The sequence below is a fragment of the Candidatus Pelagibacter sp. Uisw_136 genome, from assembly GCF_047720275.1.
In the GTDB taxonomy this organism is placed as follows: Bacteria; Pseudomonadota; Alphaproteobacteria; order Pelagibacterales; family Pelagibacteraceae; genus Pelagibacter.
The window spans coordinates 285,260-308,736 of record NZ_CP159812.1 but is presented as its reverse complement, the minus strand read 5'-3'; the positions used below and the strand labels follow the sequence as shown (position 1 = coordinate 308,736).

Here is a 23,477-nt window from a genome sequence, read left to right as displayed (position 1 = left end):
TTTTTTCCCCAGCATATATTTGTTATTTTTTTAAATTTTAATTGAGATAAGATTTACTCATGGAAAATAACCTAAGCATAGTTAAAGATACATTTAAAGAACTTCCTAATAATATTGAAGCAGAACAAGCCGTAATTGGATCAATATTAGTTCAAAATGAAACGTTTGATGAAATAAATACTATCGTTTCTAATATTAACTTTTATGACCCAATGCATCAAAGTATTTTTTCAGCAATTGAAAGTTTAATTTACAAAGGGATGCTTGCAAACCCCATTACCTTAAAAAATTATTTTGAAAATGAAAAAGATGAGTTAAATATTCCTGAGTATTTAGTAAAAGTTACAAAATTTTCTACCCCACCAAGACAAGCAATAGAATATTCAAGAATTATTTATGATATGTTTGTTAGAAGAGAATTAATTAAGATATCTGAAAATACTATTGATGCTGCAAAACTAAATGCACTTGATGTTAATGGCCAGAATATAATTGAAAATTCTGAAAGATTATTATTTGATCTTGCAGAAAAAGGATCATTCAATTCGTCACTTGTTAAATTTGATGAAGCGATGAAACAAACTATTGAGATGGCTTCAGCGGCATATCAAAATGATGAAGGCATTGTGGGTGTTCCTACAGGTCTAAGAGATTTAGATGATAGATTGGGTGGACTTCATAATTCAGATTTAATTATTATTGCAGGTCGTCCATCAATGGGTAAAACTGCTTTAGCAACAAATATAGCTTTTAATGCAGCTCAAAAATTACAGGAAAAAGGAAAAAAATCTGCAGTTGCCTTCTTTTCACTTGAGATGTCTTCTGAACAATTATCAACCAGAATTTTAGCAGAACAATCTAGAATTAAATCAAATGACATTAGAAGAGGAAGAATTTCTGATGAGCAGTTTGATAAATTTATTGAAACATCAAAAAACATATCTGAACTTCCATTATATATAGATGAAACGCCAGCTATCAGTATTGCTGCTATGAGTAACAGAGCAAGACGTATTAAAAGATTATTTGGTTTAGATTTGATTGTTGTAGATTACATTCAATTGATGAGAGGATCAGGAAATAATAGAGACGGTAGAGTTCAAGAAATTTCTGAAATTACTCAAGGCCTTAAAGCAATGGCAAAAGAACTTAAACTTCCAGTAATTGCTCTATCACAACTGTCAAGAGCAGTAGAGCAAAGAGATGATCACAAACCTCAGTTATCAGATTTAAGAGAATCTGGATCAATTGAGCAAGATGCTGATGTTGTAATGTTTGTGTATAGAGAAGCGTATTATCTAGAGAGAAAAGAGCCTAGACCTGCAACTGTTGAACACGCTGAATGGCAAGCAAAAATGAATGAAGTTTCTAATCTAGCAGAACTTATTATTGGAAAACAAAGACACGGTCCAACAGGTAATGTTATGGTAGAATTTGAGGCAATGTTTACCAAATTTAAAGATACTCAAACTAACTAATATCCAATATATTAGACATGAATGCTGTCTTTGTTTTATCAAAATATTGTTTTAAAAAACCCTAAATCAATTTTTGTATTACTATTAATTACCCTTTTAAGTTTTGGTTATTTTTCTAAGGATTTTAGGCTAGATGCCTCATCTGACACTCTATTAATAGAAGGTGATCCTGATCTTGAATATTTAAAAGAAATCACTGAAAGATATGGTTCTAAAGAATTTTTAGTCTTAACCTATTCTCCTAATGAAGGAATGATAACTGAATCTTCTATTAATAATCTTTTAAGTTTAAAGTATAAAATCCAAAGTCTAGATTGGGTTCATAGTGTTATTACGCTACTCGATATTCCTTTATTAAGTAATTCAGAAGCGCCTCTTCAGGAAAGATTGGAAAGCTTTAAAACTTTAAAAGACGAGGGTGTTGATACTGAAAGAGGATTTAAAGAAATATTAAATAGTCCAGTTTTTAGAAATTTTGTAATAAGTGAAGATGGCAAGACAAGTGGCATAATTGTTTATATAAAAAAAGATGAACTAAAAGATATTGAAAATAAATCAGTTCAAGAGATTGAAAATTATAAAGACACTTTAAAAAAGAAAAATCACGAAAATATCACTCAGATAAGAGAGATCATTAAAACCTATGGAGATGTTGGAAAAATATATCTTGGAGGTATTCCAATGATCACAGATGATATGATGTCATTTATTAAAAGTGATATTATTGTTTTTGGTCTAGGAGTTCTTTTATTTATTATCGCTACTCTATGGTTTATATTTAGAAAACTAATTTGGATTATTGTTCCAATTAGTAGTTGTTTTTTTTCAGTTTTAATTATGACAGGTCTACTTGGACTTCTAGGCTGGAAGGTTACCGTTATATCCTCAAACTTTATTGCCCTAATGTTAATTCTAACTATGGCAATGAATATTCATATGAGTACCCGGTTTCTACAATTAAGAGAAGATTTTCCAAATTTAGATAATTTAAAAATTATTACAATGACAGCTAGTAAGATGTTTTGGCCGATCATTTACACAGTTCTTACAACTATATGTGCTTTTTTATCTTTAGTATTTAGTGGCATTAAACCAATTATTGATTTTGGATGGATGATGACTTTAGGATTAATAACTTCTTTTATCATTACATTTACCTTACTCCCTACTCTACTGAACTTTATGTCCAACAACAAAGTGAAGGTCAAAGAAGAGGCAGATTCTAAGATTACTTCTTTTTTTGGTAAAATTTCTATTAACAATAAAAGTATAATTTTTTTAGTAACAGGTTTGGTTGTTGCCTTAAGTGTTAATGGCATAAGTAAACTTGAAGTTGAAAATAGTTTTATAAATTATTTTAATAAAAATACTGAGATTTATAAAGGCATGAAACTTATTGATGAAAAACTAGGTGGTACTACACCTTTAGAAGTTATATTAAAATTTCCGAAGAATGTCGCTGTAGAGTCTAAGGAAGATGATGAGTTTGAAAGCTGGGATGATGAAGGTGGTAAAGATGATGAAAAATACTGGTTTACTAAAGATAAAATTGAAAAAATTCAAAATGTTCATAATTATTTAGATAATCTTCCTGCGGTTGGAAAAGTTTTATCATTTAGCTCAATCATTGAAGTTGCTACACAGTTAAATAACAACAAACCCCTTGGAACCTTAGAAATGGGTGTTCTTTATTCCAAAATTCCAGAAAGTATAAAAAAAGATATTATAGATCCCTACATATCCATAAAAGATAATGAAGCAAGGATAAGTCTTAGAATTATTGACTCACAGGAAGGTTTAAGAAGAAATGATTTAATAAACCAAATAAATTATGACCTTGAGAATAGATTAAAACTTAACAAGGAAGAATTTAAACTAGCTGGTGTTTTAATTTTATTTAATAATTTACTCCAAAGTCTTTTTAAATCTCAAATACTAACATTGGGTTTGGTTATGGTTGGAATCTTTGCCATGTTTATGATTTTATTTAGAAATTTTAAACTATCTCTTATTGGTGTTGTTCCTAATTTTATTGCAGCTTTTTTTATTTTAGGAATTATTGGTCTGCTTGGGATACCACTTGATATGATGACTATTACTATTGCTGCTATTACTATCGGGATAGCAGTAGATAATAGCATTCATTATATTTATAGATTTAAAGAAGAGTTTTTAAAAAATAAAGATTATAATAAAACACTAAAAGTTTGTCACTCAACAGTCGGTGTTGCAATACTAAATACATCAATAACTATTGTCTTTGGTTTTTCAATTCTTGTTTTCTCTAAATTTATACCAACAATTTACTTTGGTGTATTTACTGGATTAGCGATGTTGCTTGCCATGATTTCTGTATTAACTTTGCTACCCTCTCTTATTTTAATAAGTAAACCATTCGGAAAATAAAGTTATTATGCTTGATACTTTAATAGATTTTTATCAAGCAGTCTCTTTAATAGATCTAATATTTTTAATCATTACAATTTTTTCAGTCATCAAGTGTTACAGTAAAGGTTTTGTTTTAAGTTTATTGTCAGCTTCAAAATGGTTGTTGGCTTATGTTGTAACTTTAATTCTTTTTCCAAAAGCTAAGCCTTATTTTAAAAATATAATTGATAGTGAATATGTCTTAGATATTGCACTCGGTATAACTATTTTTGTTTTAGTGGTCTTTATTATTCTAATTGCAAACAAGGCTATTAGTAAAACAGTAAAATTTGTGGGATTAGGAAGACTCGATTCCTTATTTGGCTTATTTTTTGGATTTATTCGAAGTTATGTAATCTGCATTTGTTTATTTTCAGCTATAGATATTGTGTATAATTATAGTAAATGGCCAATTAATACTGATAAATCATACACCTTTCCATACATAGAAAAAGGTAGTAATTATTTGTTGAAAGAGTTCCCAAATGAAAAAAACTATCAAGATTCTAAAGAAAAAATTGAAGAACTATAATCCAAAACTTAAAGAAGAATGTGGTGTATTTGGTATAAGCAATAGTAATGATGCTGCTGCCCTAACTGCTTTAGGTCTTCATGCGCTTCAACATAGAGGTCAGGAAGGTTGTGGGATTGTATCATTTGATGGGGAAAAATATCATTCAGAAAAAAGATTTGGTTTGGTTGGAGATAACTTTAACAAAGAAAAAGTATTAAAAAATTTACTTGGGAAATATGCTATTGGTCATAACAGGTATAGTACTACTGGTGAAAATACCTTAAGAAATATCCAGCCTTTCTTTGCAGATACTAACGCAGGTGGTATTGGCGTTGCACATAATGGAAATTTAACTAATTCTGTTACACTTAGAAATAAGTTAGTTGAAGATGGTGCAATTTTTTACACAACATCAGATACTGAAACAATTGTTCAATTAATTGCAAAATCAAAAAGAAACAACACAGTTGATAAGGTTATTGATGCAATATTTCAAATTCAAGGTGGCTACGCACTGGTTATGCTTACACAAAGTACGTTAATAGGTGTTAGGGACCCATATGGAATACGGCCTTTAATTATTGGTAAAATAAAAGACAGTTACGTATTGGCATCTGAAACATGCGCACTAGATATTATAGGAGCTAAGTACGTAAGAGATGTGGAGAATGGTGAAATTGTTTTGATTGAAAATAATGAGTTAAAAAGCTTTAAACCTTTCCCTCCAAGAAAAGTTAGGCCTTGTGTTTTTGAATATATTTACTTTGCAAGACCAGATAGTTTATTAGATGGAAAATCAGCTTACGAGCATAGAAAAAACTTAGGAATAGAACTTGCTAAAGAAAATAAAATTGATGCAGATATAGTAGTTCCTGTACCGGACTCAGGAAATGCTGCAGCGCTTGGATTTGCTCAACATTTAAAAATTAATTTTGAATTAGGTTTAATTAGAAATCATTATGTTGGAAGAACTTTTATAGAACCCAGTCAAAAGATTAGAAGTTTGGGGGTTAAATTAAAATTAAATGCTAATCAAACTACAATTAAAGATAAAAGAATTATTTTGATAGATGACTCTTTAGTTAGAGGAACAACTTCACATAAAATTGTTAAAATGCTTTATGATGCTGGTGCAAAAGAGGTTCATGTTAAAATTGCCTGTCCAGAAATTAGATATCCAGACTTTTATGGAGTGGATACACCAACTAAAAAAGAGCTTCTTGCAGCAAATAAAACAAATGAAGAAATTTGTGAATATATAGGTGCTAAATCTTTGGATTTTTTATCGATTGAGGGTTTGTATAGAGCAATAGGATTTGAAAAACGTAACGACACGTACCCTCAATTAACTGATCATTATTTTACAGGTGAATACCCTGTTAAGCCTATTGACGTACTGGGTGATGATAAAATTACTCAATTATCATTGCTAAGTACTGCTTCGAATAACTAAATAAATTATCATATAACCCTTATAGAGAAGAGCTGAACATAAAGGCTTTAAAATGAATTTTAAATCCTTATATATAAATCAATGATCACTCACAAAGAGCACATAATCAAATATTTTAAATCTGGAATTAAAGATACTGAAAATTTTAAGATTGGTATTGAGCACGAAAAGTTTTTATTTGATGAAAAAACAAACAAAAGAGTAGATTACCCTACTGTCCTTAAAATGTTTTCACTACTTAGAGAATTTGGATGGAAGCCAATAATGGAAAAAGAGAATATTATTGGATTACAGAAACAAGGAAAAAGTATTACTCTTGAGCCTGGAAATCAAATTGAATTATCAGGTGATAAGTTAAATAATATTCATGAGGCTTGTGCCGAATCTCACGATTATTTATTTGAGTTGCAACAAGTAACAAAAAAATTAAATTTAAAAATTGTTAGTGCAGGTTTTGATCCTATCTCAAGTCTTAAAGAAGTTCCAAATAATCCAAAGCAAAGATATCAAGTAATGACCAAAGATATGCCTAATGGTGGTTCTTTAAGTCTAGACATGATGTATAGAACTTGTGGTACACAACTTAATTTAGATTATGAATCAGAAAAAGATTTTATTAAAAAATTCAAGATAATAAATTCTATTGTACCTATATCTATTGCACTGTTTGCAAATTCTTCAATAGTTGAAAAACAAAAAAGTGGTTTCAGCTCTTATCGATCTAAAGTTTGGCAAGAAACATCGAGAGGTGGTTTACCAGAAGTATTTTTTGATAACATGGATTTTGAAAAATATGCAGATTTTTCAATAAACTTTCCTTTATTATTTATCCAAAATGAAAAAGAATATTTATCAGGAAGTGGTTATTCATTTTCAGATTTCATGAGTGGAAAAATTAATGAAGTTAACAACAGACTTCCAACTGAAGCTGATTTAACTACTCACTTAAGTACAATTTTTACAGAAAATAGACTTAAGAAATATATAGAATTAAGATCAATGGATACTTGTGGCTGGGACTGTTTGTGTTCTGGACCTGCTTTTAATACTGGAATTTTATATGGCAACTTAGATGAAGCTTACGAATTAATTTCTAAGTGGGATAAAAATAAAATAATTAATGCCTATCTAGAGGCACCAAAAAAAGGTTTTAATACCGAATTGATGGGAAAAGATCTATTACATTGGTCATCATTGCTACTGGGTATTTCAAGAAAAGGATTACTAAACAGAGATATTTTGAATAAATCTAATGATAATGAAGCTAAATTTTTAAATCACTTAGATAAACTAATTGATAACAAGTCAACAAACGCAGATCATATGATGGATAAATTTTCTAAGAATGAAAATTTAAACGATTTATATGACAAATAAGATAGTTGCAATTCAAGGTGATCATCCCTCAAAACTAAAACCTTTAACTGATACTAGTATATTTCTAGCTATTGAGGCTCAAAGGTTAAAATATAAGATTTTTTATTATGAGCCTAAAGACCTTTCAATAATCGACGATAAGGTCATAGCTAACGGATATTACGTAGAGTTTAATTATTCAGATAAACGTTTTTTTAAAATATTGCATAATCAAAAACTAGAACTTACTAAATGTAAGTATATTTTGATACGTCAAGATCCTCCTTTTAATTTAGAATACATTTCAACAACTTACATATTGGATAAGATAAAAAATAAAGTTAAAATTATTAATAATCCAACGTCTATTAGAAATATCTCTGAGAAACTATACTCAACATTTTTTCAAAAATATATGCCAGATACAATTTTCACAAAAGATATGAATGAAATTAATAAATTTTTTTCAAAAAACAAACAAATGATTATAAAACCTATTCATAGCTTTAGTGGAAATGATATTCACTTATTTGAAAATAAGATTAATACTAAATTAATTACAAATTTTATAAAAAAACATGGACATATTATGTGCCAAAAGTTTTTGCCTAAAATTAAGTTTGGAGATAAAAGAGTTTTTATAATTAATGGTAAAGTTTGTGGTGCCATCTCCAGAGTTCCAAAAAAAGGATCTTTTTTAAGCAACATGAGTAAAGGGGCCATACCTATTTCTGTTAAACTAACAAAAAAAGAAAATAAAATTTCAAATTTAATTGGCAAAAATCTTAAAAAAAATGATATCTACTTTTCGGGGATTGATTTTATTGATCAAAAATTAAATGGAGATATTAATGTAACTTCTCCTACTGGATTAAAATCTTTTTATGATCTTACAAATATCAATCTTGCAAAAGTATTTTGGAAAGGATTAAGGGCTTGAACAATTTATCTGAACAACAAAAAGGGTCTTTACTCGCCTTTGTTGCAGTAATGTTTATTACCCCTGATAGCTTATTTATAAGACTTTCTAATGTAGATACCTGGGGCCTAGTTTTTTATCGAGGTCTTATTCCTTTCATCACTGTATTTTTAGGAATGTTATTAATTTATAAATTAAATTTCTTTAAAATGCTTTTTTCAAGCGGCTATCATGGGCTACTTTATATTGGCACTTTTTCTGTAACTAATATTACTTTTGTTGTTTCAATACAAAATACTAATGTTGCCAATACATTAGTTATGATTGCAATGGCTCCTATGTTGTCTGCAATACTTGGAGCAATATTTTTAAAAGAATTACCTGATAGAAAAACATGGATTACAATATTTGTAACTTTTACAGCTGCCATTTATATATTCTACGATTCAATACAGTTAGGTAACTTTTTTGGGGATATATTAGGCTTAATAACTGCTTTAGGTTTAGCTGTTGGTGCGGTTACTATTAGATCTGCAAAGGATAAAAACCTAATTCCTGCAGCTGTTGTTGGTAAGTTAATTGTAGCTATGTTTGCGCTTCTATTTATTGAAAGTTTTGCACTAGCGGATAGTGACCTAATTATTGTTCCTTTAATGTGTGTTATGTGTGTTGCTATACCTTTTGTGCTAGTCACCATGGCTCCAAGGTTCATACCCGCAGCTGAAGTGAACCTATTTTTCTTATTAGAGACTATAATTGGTCCTATTTGGGTATGGTTGATTATTAAGGAGCAACCCAGTCTTGAAACTATGCAAGGTGGTGCTGTTATCATCACGGCCATCGCAATCCACTCATTTATCAAATTAAAGAATTCTTAATTTAATCACAATTAAGACTTGATTTACATTTAGATCGCAAATAAGTACGGTCAATTTTATGAATAAAGTTTTAAAGAATTCTTGGGCATTATTTTTAGGTATGGGCTTTTTAATGATGGCCTATGGATATCAGAGTTCACTCCTAGGGGTAAGAGCAGTGAAAGAAGAATTTAGTCTAGCCGCCACCGGCTTTATGATGTCGGGCTATTTTGTTGGATACTTCATTGGTACATCAACAATTACTAGTCTTATATCTCGAGTTGGTCATATCAGAGTTTTTGCAGCTTTTGCATCTTTAGCTTCTTTAGTCATCTTGGTTCACTCCGTTTTTATTAATCCATATATCTGGTTTATTCTAAGAGTTTTAACCGGAATAAGTATGGTTTGTATTTATACTGTCGCTGAAAGTTGGTTGAATGATAGATCAAGTAATAAAAATAGAGGAAGTGTTTTGTCTATTTATATGGTTATTTTATATGGTTCAATGGGTATAGGTATGTTTTTATTAAACTTTAGCAATCCTATAAATTATGAACCTTTCATATTAATTTCAATTATTACATCTATTGCTCTTATACCAATTTTATTAACTAAAAAAAAACCACCTACATTTAAAAAGATTAAGGGTATGCCTTTAAAAGAACTTTATGAGACCTCACCTTTTGGAGTGGTAAGTGCATTTTTTTATGGAACTATTCAAGCAGCACTATTTACATTGTTAGCAGTATATGCAGCATCAATGAATTTTACTATATTCCAAATATCACTTGTAACTTTTCTGCTAGCAGTTTCTGGTGCTGTTTCACAATATCCTATTGGAAAACTTTCTGATAAATACGATAGAAGGAAAGTAATAGTGATTTCAACTTTTGGTGCATGTATTTTTGCTATGCTTGCTATTATATCGTCAGACCAAATGTATTTACCTGGTGAACTTGCCACAAGCAAAGTGTGGTTTTTTATTTTTTTAATTTGTTTTTCTATTTGTAGTCTACCAATGTTTTCATTAATTTGTGCTCATACCAATGATTACATACCAAAAGAAAAATTTGTAGCAGCTGGAGCTGGTATACAGTTTACATTTGGCTTGGGTGCAATGGGTGGTCCATTTCTTTGTTCAATCTTTATGAATATAGTTGGTTCAAATGGATTTTTTTTATTTTTACTTATCTTTCATGCCTTAATAGGAATATTTGGTATTTATAGAATGAAGATTAGAGCAACTGTAGAAAACCCAGACTCTCAGTTCGTTGCTATGCCTTCATCTATTACACCTGCTGGAATTGAATTAAACCCAACAACAGAGCCTATTGAAGAACCACAAAAAATTGAAGAAGTTCAAACAACAACTAATCTTTAAGCATATTGGCCTGCCACATAGCCAGAAGACCAAGCCCATTGAAAATTATACCCACCTAGGTGACCAGTAACATCCACAACTTCTCCAATAAAAAATAATCCAGGGTGTTTATTGGACATCATTGTTTTAGAAGAAATTTCTTCAGTATCAATACCGCCCAAAGTAACTTCTGCAGTTCTATAACCTTCAGTTCCAGTTGGATTTATCGCCCAAGCATTTATAGAATTACTCAAACTGTTTAATACTTTGTTAGATAATTCACATATATTTCCACCAACATTATTTGAGTTGCAGATTATATGAGCTAATCGTTTAGGAAGGATTTCAGAAATTATAATGCCTATATCTTGTCTAGGATTAGAAATTTTTCTATCATTTAGAAATTTATCTACATTTAGTTTTGGTGATAAGTTAACTTTAATGTCAGCTCCCAATTTCCAATAAGAAGAGATTTGTAATATAGAAGGTCCACTCAAACCTCTATGGGTAAACAACATTCCTTCCTCAAAAAAAGTCTTTTTAAATGAAACAACTGCTTCAACGGATAACCCTGTAAGTTCCTTGCAAATTGCTAGTATTTTTTCACTAAAAGTTAAAGGAACTAGCGCAGGTAATGTTTCAATAACTTTTAAATTAAATTTTTGAGCAATATCATAACCAAATTTACTTGCTCCAATTTTTGGGATAGATAGACCACCTGTTGCAATAATTAAAGATTCACAAAAATATTTATTACCTCCAACAACTATAAAATATTTATCATCTTGTTTGTCTATATCATCAATAGTTGTATCTTTTTTTAAAACTACATTTGCCATCTCACACTCTAAAAGTAGCATATCAATAATTTGTTGGGCACTTTCATCACAAAAGAGTTGTCCTAATTTTTTTTCATGAAATTTAATATTATGTTTCTTTATTAAATCTATGAAGTTATTTTGTGTGTATTGTTTTAAAGCTGATATTACAAATTTTGGATTGTTTGAAATAAACTTGCTGGGGTGTGTGTGTATGTTTGTAAAATTACATCTTCCACCGCCTGATATTCTAATTTTTTCTCCTATCTTTTTTGCATGATCAATTAAAAGTACTTTTCTTCCACGTTTACCAGCTTCTATAGCACTCATCATGCCTGCTGCACCCGCACCTACTACAATAACATCATATTTTTCTGTCATGAATTAATTATAAAATTTAATAATGTGGTGGTTTCGTATCTTCTTTATTAATACTAGATTCAATTCCGCTATCTAATTCTTCAATTCTTTTATTAAGGTTTGAAATTTCTTTTTTAAAGCTCATAATTTCTTTTTGCTGGGAATAAAGCTCACTACTCATTTGAGACATTTCTTGCTGTAGAAAAGTAATCTGTTCTTCTAACTTTTTAACTAAGTTTTCCATAAATCATAACTTATTGCTTCTTTTAAAGTAAATCAATTAGTCAATCCTAGTATTTTTTGTTAATATAATAATATTGCTAATAAGATTGTTCTAATTAAAAAATACATTATTATATAAATATTAAAAATTATGCCTTCATTCGATGTAATAAGTAAAATTAATTATCCAGAATTTGATAATGCTCTTGCTAATTGTTTAAGAGAAATTGGTAATCGATATGATTTTAAGGGACTTAAAATTTCAATTGAAAGAAAAGATAAGATAATCACCACACTAGCACCAGACGAATTAAAATTAAAACAAGTAAATGAATTACTACAAATTCATCTTATAAGAAGAAAAGTAGATCCGAGAGTAATAGTTATTAAAAATTCAGAAAGTGCTGCAGGTACAACTGTCAGGCAAGTCAGTGAATTAGAAGAAGGTATTAGCCAAGAAAATGCTAAAAAAATTATTGCTGATATAAAAAAACTTAAACTTAAAATCCAGATTAAAATTCAAGGTGAAGAATTAAGGGCTGAAGGAAAAAAAAGAGATGATCTTCAAGAAGCAATGGCTGCAATAGAAGCTATTGATATTGGTCTGCCAATTGAATTTGTAAATTTTAGAGATTAATTTCATTTTTTTATGAATAAAGAAAACGCAAGTAAACTGTGGAAAATGATACAGGATGCTGGCGATTATTTACTGGGTCAGTTACCAAGCCATCCTAACCACCCTAAAGGAAGAAACCCCTATGCCCATGTTGCTCTATGCGTCAAAGAGAAGTTTGGCAACTCATATAAAGATATTCCTGATGATAAGTTTCAAGAAGTTGTTGATTACATTAACTTTTTGAAAGAGAACCCAAGTTAAGCAAGAGAACATTTTGTTCCAACCCAGAAATGTTTGGGGTTTGTTTGGGGTCTATCCCAGATAATCCTATAACCCAGAACCACGATCCCTAAAAGTTTTTTCATTTAATTTAATCTCTCTAAATATTCCTTCAAAACTACTATCATCTTTTCGTTGTATTCCATCATATGATTGTCTTTTTCAGGAAAATAAAAATATTTTGGTTCATTAGCTAATTCATACATTTTTTTACCCATCCAAAATGGCACAATTTTATCTGCTTCTCCATGCATAATTAAAATTGGAGACTTAAGATTTTTAATTTTTTTATCACTTTCGTATTTATCTTTAAGTAAAAATCTAATTGGAAAATATGGATACACATTTTTTGCTGCATCAACCATAGATGTAAATGGGGATTCCAAGATAACGCCTGCAAATTTATGGTTTTGGGCAACATGAGTTACAATCCCAGTACCTAAAGACTCGCCATACAGAACAATGTCATTATCTTTAAGTCCTTTTTCTTTTAACCAATTAATTGCACTCTCGCCGTCTTCATATAAACCTTTTTCTGATGGTTTGCCTAAGTTTCCACTAAATCCTCTCCAAGAAATAATTAAAAAATTTATATTCATGTCTTTAAAATGATTAATTTTATGTATTCTATTTTCTAATGTTCCTGCATTACCGTGAAAGAAAATTATAGTTTTAAAATTGCTAAGATCTTTTTCGTGAAACCATCCAAGTAATTCAAAATTATCACTTGTCATAATTTTTACTTTTTCTATTTTAACTTTCAATTCATCGCCAAAATAATTATTTTCTTTTGGCTCGTATAATAAATTTCTTTGAAATATAAATATAATAAAAAGTAAAGAAAAGTAAACTATTGGTATAATTAAAATTATTTTCAACAAATAATCTTTAAAATTTTTTTTCATCTTCTTCTTTGTTTTTAGAGCAAGAAACTAACAACAAACCTAGAACCACGATCCCTAAAAGTTTTTTCATATTAATTAAATGTTTTCTTAACCATTTCTTTAAACTCTTCGCTAGCCCATTCACTCAAAACAGTTAAACTAGGGTTATCGGTTCTTAATTTTTCAAACTTTTCTTCCATATCTTTAGAGAAATTATTTCCCTCTATATATATGCCGTTAAGATTATTAGTTTTAGCAGCCCAATCAATAATAGCCTGCCCTGCTTTATCAGTTATTCCGCACTCAACAAATGCGATTACTGAAGTTGTTAAAGGAATATGATTAAGAATTGTAATTACCCCTTCATCTTTTAAATCTTCATTAAAACTCATGCTTATCGTACCTAGTTGCGGTCCTTTATTTTGGTCAATTTTCTTAATTGCAGTTGCAATATTTTTTGCATCTTTAATGTTTAAGTTAGCTTTTCGAATAACTAAATCATAAGATTTATCGTTATCACCTGTAGACTTTAAATTGTTAGCAACCTCTATACTTTTAGGTTTTTTTGTTTCAACTAAAGCATCAATTAAATCTTGCATAATAATATTTGAGTAACTTGTACTACACCACAACAAACCCAGAACCATGATCCCTAAAAGTTTTTTCATGATCAATATTTAATTCCTATAAGCACGATCTTTATTGTCATTAAGATATTAAAATAGCTTCAGCATCATAAATAAAACAACAGATTGAATTAAAAAGCCAGTTACGACAACTCCAACAGCTCTCCAGGTGCTTTTATAATCTAGAGCTTGTCTTACAGCAATAACCATTGCAACTAGCATCCATATTGCTGCTGCAATAAAAGCTATATTCATCAAATTAGGAATGATACCAAAAACTCGAATAAGTCCTGGTGCACTAGAAAAACCAATTGTTCTTAATAACTGACCATGATCAGCTTCGGTTGTAGGTTCTGGAAAAAATTTCACTCCAATAAAATAAACTAAGTAAGCCCAAACAAACCAACTAACCAATGCTAACAAAGGGGCCATCAAAAAATTAGATGTTCCAAGTGATAAAGCTCCCACTCCTGCTGCCAAACTTGAAAGCACCACAACTCCTGCTGCTTGAAATGTTGCCGATTTATCAGCCTCTACCTCTTCGTAAAGATTAACATCTAACTTACAAGCTCTTATAATTCTGTTTATATATTGAGAATTCATTTTTTTGTCCTTTTAATATTTTTTATCATTTTATTAATATAGCTTTCTTATTTATAAGTCTTTACAATTTACTATACTTTTTAATAAGCTAATACTAATATAGTAACCATGAAGCTATTAGAATGTATAATGCGTGTCATAATTAATTTTTTTGCTTATCTAATCTTGTCACTTATAGCAATTTACTGTTTAATTTTTATTGCTAGTTATTTTGCAAGCCAAACTTATGCCATAACTCACGGAGAATATTTTTTAATTTGGATTGTGATGGCAGTTTTTATTAGACAAGTCAGCGGAGATGTTTCGGCATTATTTTTTAATAAATCTAAAAGAAAATAATCTTAAAATATAAAGATTATTTAATTCTTAACTTCCTTTTCCAGGCTTTTCACTAAAATATTTTAAGTTACCTTTGACCCCTCGCTATTTTTCTTAATGGTTGCGTAGCTTTTAGCATCCAATTTACCTTGTTCCAGTTGTACATCTAAACCCTAATCAGGTGTCTAGGTGATGGAAGGAAGTTTATTCAGCATTCGAAAATGTCTCTAGTTTGTTTGAGAAATCGTTTCTAAAAGTTGATCAACATCACTCTCTTTAGTATTCCAAGCAGCAACAAGTCTTACTGCTTTTCCATCTAACTCTTCTTGATTCATTTTATAACCTTCTGAATTAAGGTGCTTAATGATAGGTTTTGGAAATTTAGCAAATACTTCATTTGCTTCTGTCGGATAAGCTAATTCAATATTTTGATTTGAGTTTAACCCTTCACTTAATTTTTTTCCCATCTTATTTGCGTGTTTTGCATTTCTTAGCCAAACATCATTTGAAATATAAGCTTCTAGTTGAGCTGAAACAAAACGCATTTTTGAAAGTAGATGCCCTGATCTCTTCATTAAGAAAGGTAAGTTACCCACTAACTCTGGTTTAAAAAATATAATTGCTTCTGCTGCAATACATCCATTTTTAGTTGCACCAAAAGATAAAACATCTATTCCAGACTTCCATGTCATTTCAGCAGGAGTTGCACCTAAAGATACCAAGGCATTGGCAAATCTAGCTCCATCCATGTGCATTTTTAAATTATGCTTATGAGTGGTTTCAGATATAGCTGCAATTTCATCTAACTGATAAACTTCACCTGTTTCACATAATTGGGTAATACTTACCACGGAAGGTTGTGTGTGATGTACGATACCAACTCCTCCAATATTTTCAGATAACTCTTCTGGTGTAAATTTTCCATTAATTCCATTTAAGGGTACAAGTTTTGCACCACCTGTATAAAATTCAGGGGCCCCACATTCATCTGTATTGATATGTGAATGTTTGTGACAATAAATACTTCCAAAAACTGGTGTCATTGCTGATAAAGCTAAAGCATTAGCGGCTGTACCTGATGCAGTTGGATAAACAATTACATCCTTTTCAAAAATTTCGGAAAACTTATTTTGTAAGTTTGTTGACCACTCATCATTACCATATGGCGTACTGTCTCCTTCATTAGCTTTTATAATTGCGTCTAAAACTTCAGGACATGCACCCGCTACGTTGTCAGAAGCAAATTTAACTCGCTCTCTTTTTGTTTTAATTTTAGATGACATAAATATTATTGTTTTGGAAAGTAATCTTTTAACTCTCCTTCACGGTAAACATCTGCTGTACAGCAATGAAGACCTCCACCAAATGCATAGGCGTCTCTCATCTCTACTGGTATTACTTCCATTCCTAATTTATCTAGCTGTTCAGCCTGATAAACTTCACTTTTTTCAACACAAACAGTTTTTGGATCTAATACTAGAACATTCATAGATAACCAGGTAGATGAATAACATAATGCTGGTGGCTCATTGTGTGCTGGTTGTGCACTATCAATAATTTCCCATCCGTTGTTTTCAAATAATTTTCTTTGTTCTATTGGAAGTTTTCTTTGAGGATTATTGATAATTAAACCTTCTTTGATTGGTGTAAATGTTGCATCAATATGAATCGGGTATGGGTCACCTGGAAAATTAACAGCATGAACTCTATGATCTTTGTAATGTCTTTTAAGCCAATCAATCCCTTTAAGATTGGTTGTAAAACCATGTTGAACTACTAAATCTTTACCAAATCTTAAAACATCTGCAGCATCAAATAAAGGTTCCTCTTCAGTAGTTACAAAAAACTTATCTTCAGTCCATTCTAATCTTTTTTGAATACCGATTTTATCTGATAAATAATCTTTTCTGTAATCTGCATCAGTTAACCTTGGTTTAGGAGCAGCTTCATGTCTCATATTAGGATCATCATCATAATATTTTTTTAACAAAGGTCTGTAACATAGATATTCGAACCATCTACATCTATAACTCATCGTTGCTTCTAAAATTTCACTTCCAACAGTTAATAAAACATCTCTTGGTGGCATGCAGCCAAACATTGTATCTGCTTCCCAATCTGGAGTTGATGTTTTTTTATTAAAATCTATTGGATCTGGTCTATCTACTTTAATGCCTCTTTTAATTAGCATATTTGAAAAATCATCTAACAACTGATTTGCCTTATCAACTGTGTCTTTTGTTCTTGGTCCAAACTGACCACGCATATCAGAATCTTCTGGAACCTTAGCATCCAAAGCTGGTTCTGGAGCTGGTATACAAGTGCCATCTGCCTTACCAACAATTACATGTTTTAAAGGATCCCATTCATTCCAACTATTGACTACGGTTTTTTCACTCATAATTTATGATTTAATAATATTATGTTCTGGACCAAAAGGAAACTTAGTAATGTTTTCAGCATTATCTTTTCCAATAACCAAGATATCATGCTCTCTGTAACCTCCAGCACCTGGTTTTCCATCAGGTATCATGATCATAGGCTCCATAGAAATAACCATATTTTCTTCTAAGACAGTATCTATGTCCTCTCGTAATTCTAATCCAGCTTCTCTTCCATAGAAATGAGACAAGACACCAAATGAATGACCATAACCAAATGTTCGGTAATGAAGATAACCAAGCTCAGCAAATAGCTCATTCAACTCATGGCAGATAGCAGAACATTTTACACCTGGTTTAATTAACTCTAGTCCTCTTTTATGAACTTTAACATTTGCTTCCCACGCTTTTAAAGAAGCGTCATCAATTTTATCTACAAAAAGAGTTCTCTCTAGAGCTGTGTAGTATCCTGAAATCATAGGAAAGGTATTTAAAGAAAGAATATCTCCTGATTTCAATTTTCTATTCGTTTTTGGGTTGTGTGCGCCATCTGTATTTAATCCTGACTGAAACCAAACCCAGGTATCCATATATTCTGCATTTGGGTAGGTTTTGGCAATTTCACGCTCCATTCTATCTCTACCTGCTATTGCAATTTCAAGTTCACTTTCTCCAATTTTAATATTCTTTATAATCTCTTCACCACCAAGATCAGCAATTCTTGCACCATTTTTAATAATTTCTATTTCCTCAGCAGATTTAATCATTCTAAGCTGCATCAAATCTTTTGATACGTCACTAAAAACTGAAAAAGTAAAAATAGACGTAAGTTTTTCTTTAACATCTAGAGTTACATGATCATTTTCAATGCCAATATTCTTAGGAGGTTCATCTCTTCCAATAATTGCAACTATTGCTTTTAAATAATTATCTCTTTTCCAATCAGTATAAATTATATTATCACTATGAGATCTCCGCCACGGTTGGCTTGCATCTATGTTTGCAGAAATTGTTGAAATTTTATTAGCCGTTACAACGCAACCATAAGGTCTACCAAAAGAACAATAAATAAACCCCGTATAGTAAGCAATGTTGTGCATTGAAGTTAAAATAATCATATCAAGATTATTTTTACTCATTGTGGTTCTTAAATTAGTTAATCGTCTTTGATATTCTTGATCTGTAAAAGGTAGTTTAGCCTTATCGCCGTTTTTAAAATTAAAAAAATCTGGTCTTTCCATCTTAATTAATTAAGGGCAATAAACCGTCTATTAGTTTTAATTGTAAGACTATAATAAATGATAGACATAAAAAGGAAGAAGCCTCCTATTATCGTATTAGTCGACGGTATTTCATTAATTCCTAAAATTGGAATCCATACCCAGAAAATGCCACCTATAACTTCAGTTAATGACAACAAGGTTAATTCTGCCGCTGGTATAGCTTTTGATCCAATAGAATATAAAATTAAACCCATACAAACTAACGTTCCATGTATAGAAAATAATGCTCCATTATAACTTGTGGATAGAAAAACCATATCATTAGTTAAGATAACTATTGCAGCAACTACAAAGCAGAAAAAACCTGCAAATGCTACAGTCGTAAATTTTGGTGTTTCTTTATTCCATCTTAGGGTTACTGAAAAAACAGAAAAACCAATTGAAGAAGTCATTCCAAATATTAGCCCTAATAAAGAGTTTTTTTCTGTATTACCCAAAGCTATTATTATTATTCCAACAGTTGCAATAAATATAGCTACCCAAACATTTAATGAAATTTTTTCTTTTAAAAATAAAAAACCTAGTAAAGCTGTAAAAAAAGGCATGGCAGCTAAGCAAAGTAAAGTAACAGCAGCACTGGTATTTGTAATGGAGTAAATGAAAGTTATCATTGCAATACCAAGACCAGTCCCGCCAATGATACCCGAAATTCCAATTTTTAAATAATTTTTATAAAAATCTTTTCCCTCTTCAAAGAAAAGGTAGAGATTTAAAATCAAAAAGATTGTAAGGCCACGTGCAAAAATATATTGCCACGGAACTAAATTTGGGTCATTCATATACCTAACGACCAAAGGACCAAAGGACCATATAAGACCCGCTAATAAAACTACTGGGATTGCAATTTTTTCATTTTTTAACTCAAGCATTGATGGATATTTAATAGTAATTATTTTGTACTACAATAAAAATGAGATCTATTTAAAAATATTAATATTTGACCCAATTGGAGAGTAACAATCAATTAACTCACCTTTTTTGAATATAGATTGCCCATCTTTGAATAAGCCCCACACATTTGACTCTACAAATGATTTAATTCTGAAAGATTCTTGACCTTTTAAAACTTCTAACTCTATTTTTCCATCATTAGTTGAAGTTAATTTAGCTTTTAAGAATCTAATAATCTTTTTACTCTTTGAATAGTTATTTTTTAATTTAGCTTTAAATGGTTTTTCAACCTTAACACCAAGGATATTAAGTAGATACGGATAAACAAAAAATCTAAAGCAAGCAGATGAAGAAATAGGATTACCAGGAAGCCCAAAAATAGCCTTTTCTGTTTTATAGAATTTTGCAAACAATATTGGTTTACCAGGTCTAATCGAAACACCTTTAAAAAAATTAGATAAACTAAATTTTTTGATTATGTGTGGAACAAAATCATGTTTACCAGCAGATACAGCGCCTGATGTGATGATAATATCTATTTTAGATTTAAAACTTTTTTCTATTTTTTTTTGAAAAAGTTTTTCATCCTTATCCCTTAAAACTCCACCATCTATAAAGTTAAATAAAAAATTATCAGATAAAGACTTAATATAATAACTATTAGAGTTTCTAACTTTCCAATTAGCAATATTTTTATTATTAGAAATTTCATTTCCTGTTGAAAAAAATAAAATGTTGGGCTTCTTTTTAACTTTAATGTTTACTATGCCCAATGTTTTAAAGGCTAATACATGAGATGGTTGAATTATGGTCCCTTTTTTAATTATCAAGTCTCTTTTTTTATAATCTGATCCAGCATATCTGATGTGTTGGTTATTTTTTATTTTTTCATTAATTAAGATAAATTTTCTATTTTTATTAAAAATAATTTTTTCGATTGGAATTATAGTATCAAAATTTTTAGGTATAAGTGCACCTGTCATTACTTCAACAGCTTCAAATTTATTTGTTTTTTTTAATGACGGATTATCTCCTGCAGATATTGTCTTTATAATTTTAAAGTTTTGTGAATTATTTTTATTTAACTTACTTGTATCTTTTGAATTAATTGCAAAACCATCAAAAGCAGCATTAGTTCCTGCTGGATAATTTACAGCTGAATAGATATCTAATACATTAATTCTATTTAGTGACTTAGATGAGTTAATAATTTCATCTTTAATTTTTATCTTTGATTTTATTAAGATTTTCTTAGCTTCTTTATAAGTAATCATTTTAATTTTTTTTTAGTATTTTTTTTGCTTCTTCTAGATCTTCTTTAGTATTTATATTAAAAAAAGGATCAAATTTTTTAGGCTCAATATCAATTGTTTTTACCCCTATTTTATTTGCCCAATCCTCTACTTTTCTAAAATTATTATTAATCAAATCATTTTCAAGTGGTTTTAATAATTCAATTGACCATAGGCCAAAAATATTGTGCCTTTTGTTGTTTGACTTAACAAAATACAACAGGCTATCTTTTAGTTTAATTTTTTTTTGGTATTCATCAATAATTGATGTTTCAAAAAAAGGTGTATCTGATGGAAATGTTGCGATCCACTGATATATTTTTTGATTTTCTTTAACCCATTTCATTGCACTCAGAACTCCTGCTAATGGTCCAAAATCATCAAAACAATCAGGAATTATTGTTACATTTTTTATTTTTTTAGTATCTATGCTATGGCTTGAGACAATAAGTATCTCCTCATATCTATTGCTAATTTTTAATAAAACGTGTTCTAACAATGTTTTATCACCAAGTTTTATCTGATTTTTATCTTCACCAAATCTCTTTGACTTTCCACCCGCTAGCACAACAGCTAAAATATTGTTATCTTCCATAAATCAAAATATAAAACATTAATCTCTTAATTAAAGAATTATAATGGACTTAGAAATTTTAAAAATTGCATCTAATACCAAAAACCACAAAGTGCTTAAAAAGCATACACATCAATCAAGGAACAAAAACCCTTTATGTGGTGATGAAATGGAAATTAGTTTAATGGTTAGAGATAATATTGTTCAAGACATGGGGTATCAATGTAGATCATGCGTGTACTGTCAAGCCTCAGTTAGTTTGCTTTCAAGATGGGTTATGCAAGCACCAATAGAAAAAATTTCAGATTTTGTTTCAAAAGCTGAACTTTTTTTTGATGAAAATTTTGATCAATTAAAAAAAATTAATATAAAAGATTTAAAAAATTTTAAAAAAATAATGAATTCAAAAAATATTTCTAGAAAAGAATGTTTATTGCTTCCTTTTAAAACTCTTTCAAAAGCCCTAAAGCTTTAAAATAACACTAACAATAAAAATAAAAAAATATGATAAATACAATAAAAGAAAACTTTAACAGAGCTCTATACGCTTTAATATTTTCAATAATCACAATTGGTACCCTTTCATTCCTAAGTTTTGAAACTCCCTATGGGTTATTTTTAGCTGGATCATTTGGATCTTCGATGGTTTTACTTTTTGGGTATCCAGAAAGTCCTTTTGCCCAACCCAAAAATGTTTTTTTTGGACACTTGGTAACATCTATAGTTGGTGTATTAATTTTAAAATTTCTACCTATTGATCAATTTTTACAAATAGCTATTGCTGTAGGGCTTGGTATTTTTGTAATGATACTGCTTGGTGTAACTCATCCACCTGCAGGTGGAAATCCTATTGTTATAATACTTGGTGCAGTTTCATATGATTTTTTACTAAACCCAATTATTTTTGGTTCTATAATAATAATTGTTTATGCAGTTATTCTAAATCGTTTCATTTTAAAGAAAAACTACCCAAGTAGTTGGAAAAGCTAATCTTTTCACTGTTTCAAATTTAGCCAGTTTAAATATACTGGCTAAATGAATTCTAATTATAAAGTCATAAAATTTAGATCTAATAATTCAAAAGAGGTTAATGATCAAATATCTATTGAAGAACCATTGGAAATAATTCTTAGATATAAAGATAAAAAAAATTGGATTGAAAATACCATCTCTATTACGATGAGAACGCCTGGTGATGATGAGGATTTAGTAAGAGGATTTCTTTTTAATGAGAAGGTAGTTGAAAAAATTGAATATATAGAAAAAATTGAACACAGTGGAAGACCCACTGATCAATATGGTATTAAAAATAAAATTACTGTAACAATTAATAATTCTGAAAATATTGATATTGATAAAATAAAAAGAAATTTTTTAACAAACTCTTCCTGTGGTGTTTGTGGAAAAACTTCCTTAGATTCCTTAGAAATTATTAAAAAAGATAAAATCTTAAAATCTATTCCAAAAATTACAAAAGAAACTATTATGTCATCACCAGATAAACTTCGGCAAAATCAGTCAGAATTTTCTAAAACTGGAGGAATTCATGCAAGTGGGTTATTTACGGCTAAAGGTGATATTGTGGCTATCAAGGAAGATGTTGGAAGACATAATGCTTTAGATAAATTGATAGGTCATGCTCTTGATCAAAAATTACTTAATACAAATACTCAATTTTTGACATGCTCTGGGAGACTTAATTTTGACCTCGTTCAGAAGGCTCTAATGGCAAACATAGGTATACTTGTAGGAGTGGGTGCGCCAACAAGTCTTGCTATAGATTTAGCAAATAGATTTGATATGACATTAGTTGGTTTTGTCAAAGGTGATAGCTTCAATATTTACAGTAGTAGTGAAAGAATTAAATAGATATTTGAGGTCAGTATTTTTTTTATATATATTATTTAATAATATTAAATATTATTAAATTCATTTTAAACTTCTAGAATTTTTAGAATAATTGTAA

Annotated in this window: 24 protein-coding genes; 13 read left to right on the top strand and 11 right to left on the bottom strand. The window is 29.8% G+C overall.

Annotation, left to right across the window (positions count from 1 at the left end):
- Positions 1-59: 59 nt before the first annotated feature.
- The 8 genes from ABXT53_RS01545 (at position 60) to ABXT53_RS01510 (ending at position 10,385) form a co-directional block, all read left to right on the top strand.
- A complete protein-coding gene (locus tag ABXT53_RS01545; RefSeq protein WP_415290915.1) occupies positions 60-1,478 on the top strand; it encodes a replicative DNA helicase in 1,419 nt (472 codons plus the stop codon).
- A 21-nt stretch (positions 1,479-1,499) separates the two neighbouring features.
- A complete protein-coding gene (locus ABXT53_RS01540; RefSeq protein ID WP_415290914.1) occupies positions 1,500-3,884 on the top strand; it encodes an efflux RND transporter permease subunit in 2,385 nt (794 codons plus the stop codon).
- 7 nt (positions 3,885-3,891) lie between these two features.
- Positions 3,892-4,437, top strand: a complete 546-nt coding sequence (locus ABXT53_RS01535; protein WP_415290913.1) for a CvpA family protein — start codon at positions 3,892-3,894, stop codon at positions 4,435-4,437.
- Entirely contained in the window at positions 4,391-5,872 is a 1,482-nt protein-coding gene (gene purF / locus ABXT53_RS01530) for an amidophosphoribosyltransferase (RefSeq protein WP_415290912.1), read from the top strand. The genes ABXT53_RS01535 and purF overlap by 47 nt, the downstream gene beginning before the upstream one ends.
- An 81-nt stretch (positions 5,873-5,953) precedes the next feature.
- Positions 5,954-7,249: a glutamate--cysteine ligase gene (locus ABXT53_RS01525; protein WP_415290911.1), complete on the top strand. Its 1,296-nt coding sequence runs from the start codon at positions 5,954-5,956 to the stop codon at positions 7,247-7,249.
- Positions 7,239-8,168: a glutathione synthase gene (gshB, locus tag ABXT53_RS01520; RefSeq protein ID WP_415290910.1), complete on the top strand. Its 930-nt coding sequence runs from the start codon at positions 7,239-7,241 to the stop codon at positions 8,166-8,168. Before ABXT53_RS01525 ends, gshB begins: the two co-directional genes overlap by 11 nt.
- Complete coding sequence (locus tag ABXT53_RS01515) at positions 8,165-9,025, top strand: DMT family transporter (protein WP_415290909.1); 861 nt, start codon at positions 8,165-8,167, stop codon at positions 9,023-9,025. The genes gshB and ABXT53_RS01515 overlap by 4 nt, the downstream gene beginning before the upstream one ends.
- A 58-nt stretch (positions 9,026-9,083) precedes the next feature.
- Positions 9,084-10,385 carry an MFS transporter gene (locus ABXT53_RS01510; protein ID WP_415290908.1) on the top strand — a complete coding sequence of 434 codons (1,302 nt, stop codon included), beginning with the start codon at positions 9,084-9,086 and terminating at the stop codon, positions 10,383-10,385.
- Here ABXT53_RS01510 and ABXT53_RS01505 read toward each other — a convergent pair.
- Both ABXT53_RS01505 and ABXT53_RS01500 read right to left on the bottom strand, forming a co-directional pair.
- On the bottom strand, positions 10,382-11,563 hold the full coding sequence (locus tag ABXT53_RS01505; RefSeq protein ID WP_415290907.1) for an NAD(P)/FAD-dependent oxidoreductase: 1,182 nt from the start codon (positions 11,561-11,563) through the stop codon (positions 10,382-10,384). The two genes, ABXT53_RS01510 and ABXT53_RS01505, sit on opposite strands and share 4 nt — an antisense overlap.
- A 16-nt stretch (positions 11,564-11,579) precedes the next feature.
- Positions 11,580-11,786, bottom strand: coding sequence for a SlyX family protein (locus ABXT53_RS01500; RefSeq protein ID WP_415290906.1), 207 nt, complete (start codon positions 11,784-11,786; stop codon positions 11,580-11,582).
- A gap of 129 nt (positions 11,787-11,915) precedes the next feature.
- Between ABXT53_RS01500 and ABXT53_RS01495 the strand changes: the two genes are divergently transcribed.
- On the top strand, positions 11,916-12,401 hold the full coding sequence (locus ABXT53_RS01495; protein ID WP_415290905.1) for a YajQ family cyclic di-GMP-binding protein: 486 nt from the start codon (positions 11,916-11,918) through the stop codon (positions 12,399-12,401).
- Between the two features lie 12 nt (positions 12,402-12,413).
- Positions 12,414-12,641 (top strand): hypothetical protein, encoded by a 228-nt coding sequence (locus ABXT53_RS01490; protein ID WP_415290904.1) that lies wholly within the window; start codon positions 12,414-12,416, stop codon positions 12,639-12,641.
- 104 nt (positions 12,642-12,745) lie between these two features.
- Here the strand turns inward: ABXT53_RS01490 and ABXT53_RS01485 are convergent, their stop codons facing one another.
- The 9 genes from ABXT53_RS01485 to ABXT53_RS01445 all read right to left on the bottom strand — a co-directional run bounded on the left by ABXT53_RS01485 (position 12,746) and on the right by ABXT53_RS01445 (position 21,532).
- The gene (locus tag ABXT53_RS01485) at positions 12,746-13,564 is read right to left on the bottom strand and encodes an alpha/beta hydrolase (RefSeq protein ID WP_415290903.1); all 819 of its coding nucleotides are present in this window, start codon (positions 13,562-13,564) and stop codon (positions 12,746-12,748) included.
- Positions 13,565-13,635: 71 nt separating this feature from the next.
- Positions 13,636-14,211 carry a hypothetical protein gene (locus ABXT53_RS01480; RefSeq protein ID WP_415290902.1) on the bottom strand — a complete coding sequence of 192 codons (576 nt, stop codon included), beginning with the start codon at positions 14,209-14,211 and terminating at the stop codon, positions 13,636-13,638.
- A gap of 48 nt (positions 14,212-14,259) precedes the next feature.
- Positions 14,260-14,772: a YIP1 family protein gene (locus ABXT53_RS01475; protein ID WP_415290901.1), complete on the bottom strand. Its 513-nt coding sequence runs from the start codon at positions 14,770-14,772 to the stop codon at positions 14,260-14,262.
- Between the two features lie 545 nt (positions 14,773-15,317).
- Positions 15,318-16,373 (bottom strand): threonine aldolase family protein, encoded by a 1,056-nt coding sequence (locus tag ABXT53_RS01470; protein WP_415290900.1) that lies wholly within the window; start codon positions 16,371-16,373, stop codon positions 15,318-15,320.
- Between the two features lie 5 nt (positions 16,374-16,378).
- Positions 16,379-17,491 (bottom strand): serine/threonine protein kinase, encoded by a 1,113-nt coding sequence (locus ABXT53_RS01465; RefSeq protein WP_415290899.1) that lies wholly within the window; start codon positions 17,489-17,491, stop codon positions 16,379-16,381.
- Between the two features lie 3 nt (positions 17,492-17,494).
- Positions 17,495-18,712 (bottom strand): aminopeptidase P family protein, encoded by a 1,218-nt coding sequence (locus tag ABXT53_RS01460; RefSeq protein WP_415290898.1) that lies wholly within the window; start codon positions 18,710-18,712, stop codon positions 17,495-17,497.
- Positions 18,713-18,717: 5 nt separating this feature from the next.
- Complete coding sequence (locus tag ABXT53_RS01455; RefSeq protein WP_415290897.1) at positions 18,718-19,623, bottom strand: DMT family transporter; 906 nt, start codon at positions 19,621-19,623, stop codon at positions 18,718-18,720.
- A 48-nt stretch (positions 19,624-19,671) separates the two neighbouring features.
- Positions 19,672-20,919 (bottom strand): molybdopterin molybdotransferase MoeA, encoded by a 1,248-nt coding sequence (locus ABXT53_RS01450; protein WP_415290896.1) that lies wholly within the window; start codon positions 20,917-20,919, stop codon positions 19,672-19,674.
- Position 20,920: 1 nt separating this feature from the next.
- Positions 20,921-21,532, bottom strand: coding sequence for a molybdenum cofactor guanylyltransferase (locus ABXT53_RS01445; protein WP_415290895.1), 612 nt, complete (start codon positions 21,530-21,532; stop codon positions 20,921-20,923).
- Positions 21,533-21,575: 43 nt separating this feature from the next.
- Between ABXT53_RS01445 and ABXT53_RS01440 the strand changes: the two genes are divergently transcribed.
- From ABXT53_RS01440 to fdhD, 3 genes are read left to right on the top strand one after another with little or no spacing between them, the layout of a single operon-like run.
- A complete protein-coding gene (locus ABXT53_RS01440; protein ID WP_415290894.1) occupies positions 21,576-21,986 on the top strand; it encodes an iron-sulfur cluster assembly scaffold protein in 411 nt (136 codons plus the stop codon).
- Positions 21,987-22,015: 29 nt separating this feature from the next.
- A complete protein-coding gene (locus ABXT53_RS01435; RefSeq protein WP_415272112.1) occupies positions 22,016-22,501 on the top strand; it encodes an HPP family protein in 486 nt (161 codons plus the stop codon).
- Between the two features lie 45 nt (positions 22,502-22,546).
- Positions 22,547-23,380 carry a formate dehydrogenase accessory sulfurtransferase FdhD gene (gene fdhD, locus ABXT53_RS01430; protein ID WP_415290893.1) on the top strand — a complete coding sequence of 278 codons (834 nt, stop codon included), beginning with the start codon at positions 22,547-22,549 and terminating at the stop codon, positions 23,378-23,380.
- The last annotated feature ends 97 nt before the right edge of the window (positions 23,381-23,477 follow it).

Coding starts and splice junctions, on each gene's coding strand:
- ABXT53_RS01545 (WP_415290915.1), top strand. CDS start 60: ATGGAAAATAACCTAAGCATAGTTAAAGATACATTTAAAGAACTTCCT.
- ABXT53_RS01540 (WP_415290914.1), top strand. CDS start 1,500: ATGCTGTCTTTGTTTTATCAAAATATTGTTTTAAAAAACCCTAAATCA.
- ABXT53_RS01535 (WP_415290913.1), top strand. CDS start 3,892: ATGCTTGATACTTTAATAGATTTTTATCAAGCAGTCTCTTTAATAGAT.
- purF (WP_415290912.1), top strand. CDS start 4,391: ATGAAAAAAACTATCAAGATTCTAAAGAAAAAATTGAAGAACTATAAT.
- ABXT53_RS01525 (WP_415290911.1), top strand. CDS start 5,954: ATGATCACTCACAAAGAGCACATAATCAAATATTTTAAATCTGGAATT.
- gshB (WP_415290910.1), top strand. CDS start 7,239: ATGACAAATAAGATAGTTGCAATTCAAGGTGATCATCCCTCAAAACTA.
- ABXT53_RS01510 (WP_415290908.1), top strand. CDS start 9,084: ATGAATAAAGTTTTAAAGAATTCTTGGGCATTATTTTTAGGTATGGGC.
- ABXT53_RS01505 (WP_415290907.1), bottom strand. CDS start 11,563: ATGACAGAAAAATATGATGTTATTGTAGTAGGTGCGGGTGCAGCAGGC.
- ABXT53_RS01500 (WP_415290906.1), bottom strand. CDS start 11,786: ATGGAAAACTTAGTTAAAAAGTTAGAAGAACAGATTACTTTTCTACAG.
- ABXT53_RS01495 (WP_415290905.1), top strand. CDS start 11,916: ATGCCTTCATTCGATGTAATAAGTAAAATTAATTATCCAGAATTTGAT.
- ABXT53_RS01490 (WP_415290904.1), top strand. CDS start 12,414: ATGAATAAAGAAAACGCAAGTAAACTGTGGAAAATGATACAGGATGCT.
- ABXT53_RS01485 (WP_415290903.1), bottom strand. CDS start 13,564: ATGAAAAAAAATTTTAAAGATTATTTGTTGAAAATAATTTTAATTATA.
- ABXT53_RS01480 (WP_415290902.1), bottom strand. CDS start 14,211: ATGAAAAAACTTTTAGGGATCATGGTTCTGGGTTTGTTGTGGTGTAGT.
- ABXT53_RS01475 (WP_415290901.1), bottom strand. CDS start 14,772: ATGAATTCTCAATATATAAACAGAATTATAAGAGCTTGTAAGTTAGAT.
- ABXT53_RS01470 (WP_415290900.1), bottom strand. CDS start 16,373: ATGTCATCTAAAATTAAAACAAAAAGAGAGCGAGTTAAATTTGCTTCT.
- ABXT53_RS01465 (WP_415290899.1), bottom strand. CDS start 17,491: ATGAGTGAAAAAACCGTAGTCAATAGTTGGAATGAATGGGATCCTTTA.
- ABXT53_RS01460 (WP_415290898.1), bottom strand. CDS start 18,712: ATGGAAAGACCAGATTTTTTTAATTTTAAAAACGGCGATAAGGCTAAA.
- ABXT53_RS01455 (WP_415290897.1), bottom strand. CDS start 19,623: ATGCTTGAGTTAAAAAATGAAAAAATTGCAATCCCAGTAGTTTTATTA.
- ABXT53_RS01450 (WP_415290896.1), bottom strand. CDS start 20,919: ATGATTACTTATAAAGAAGCTAAGAAAATCTTAATAAAATCAAAGATA.
- ABXT53_RS01445 (WP_415290895.1), bottom strand. CDS start 21,532: ATGGAAGATAACAATATTTTAGCTGTTGTGCTAGCGGGTGGAAAGTCA.
- ABXT53_RS01440 (WP_415290894.1), top strand. CDS start 21,576: ATGGACTTAGAAATTTTAAAAATTGCATCTAATACCAAAAACCACAAA.
- ABXT53_RS01435 (WP_415272112.1), top strand. CDS start 22,016: ATGATAAATACAATAAAAGAAAACTTTAACAGAGCTCTATACGCTTTA.
- fdhD (WP_415290893.1), top strand. CDS start 22,547: ATGAATTCTAATTATAAAGTCATAAAATTTAGATCTAATAATTCAAAA.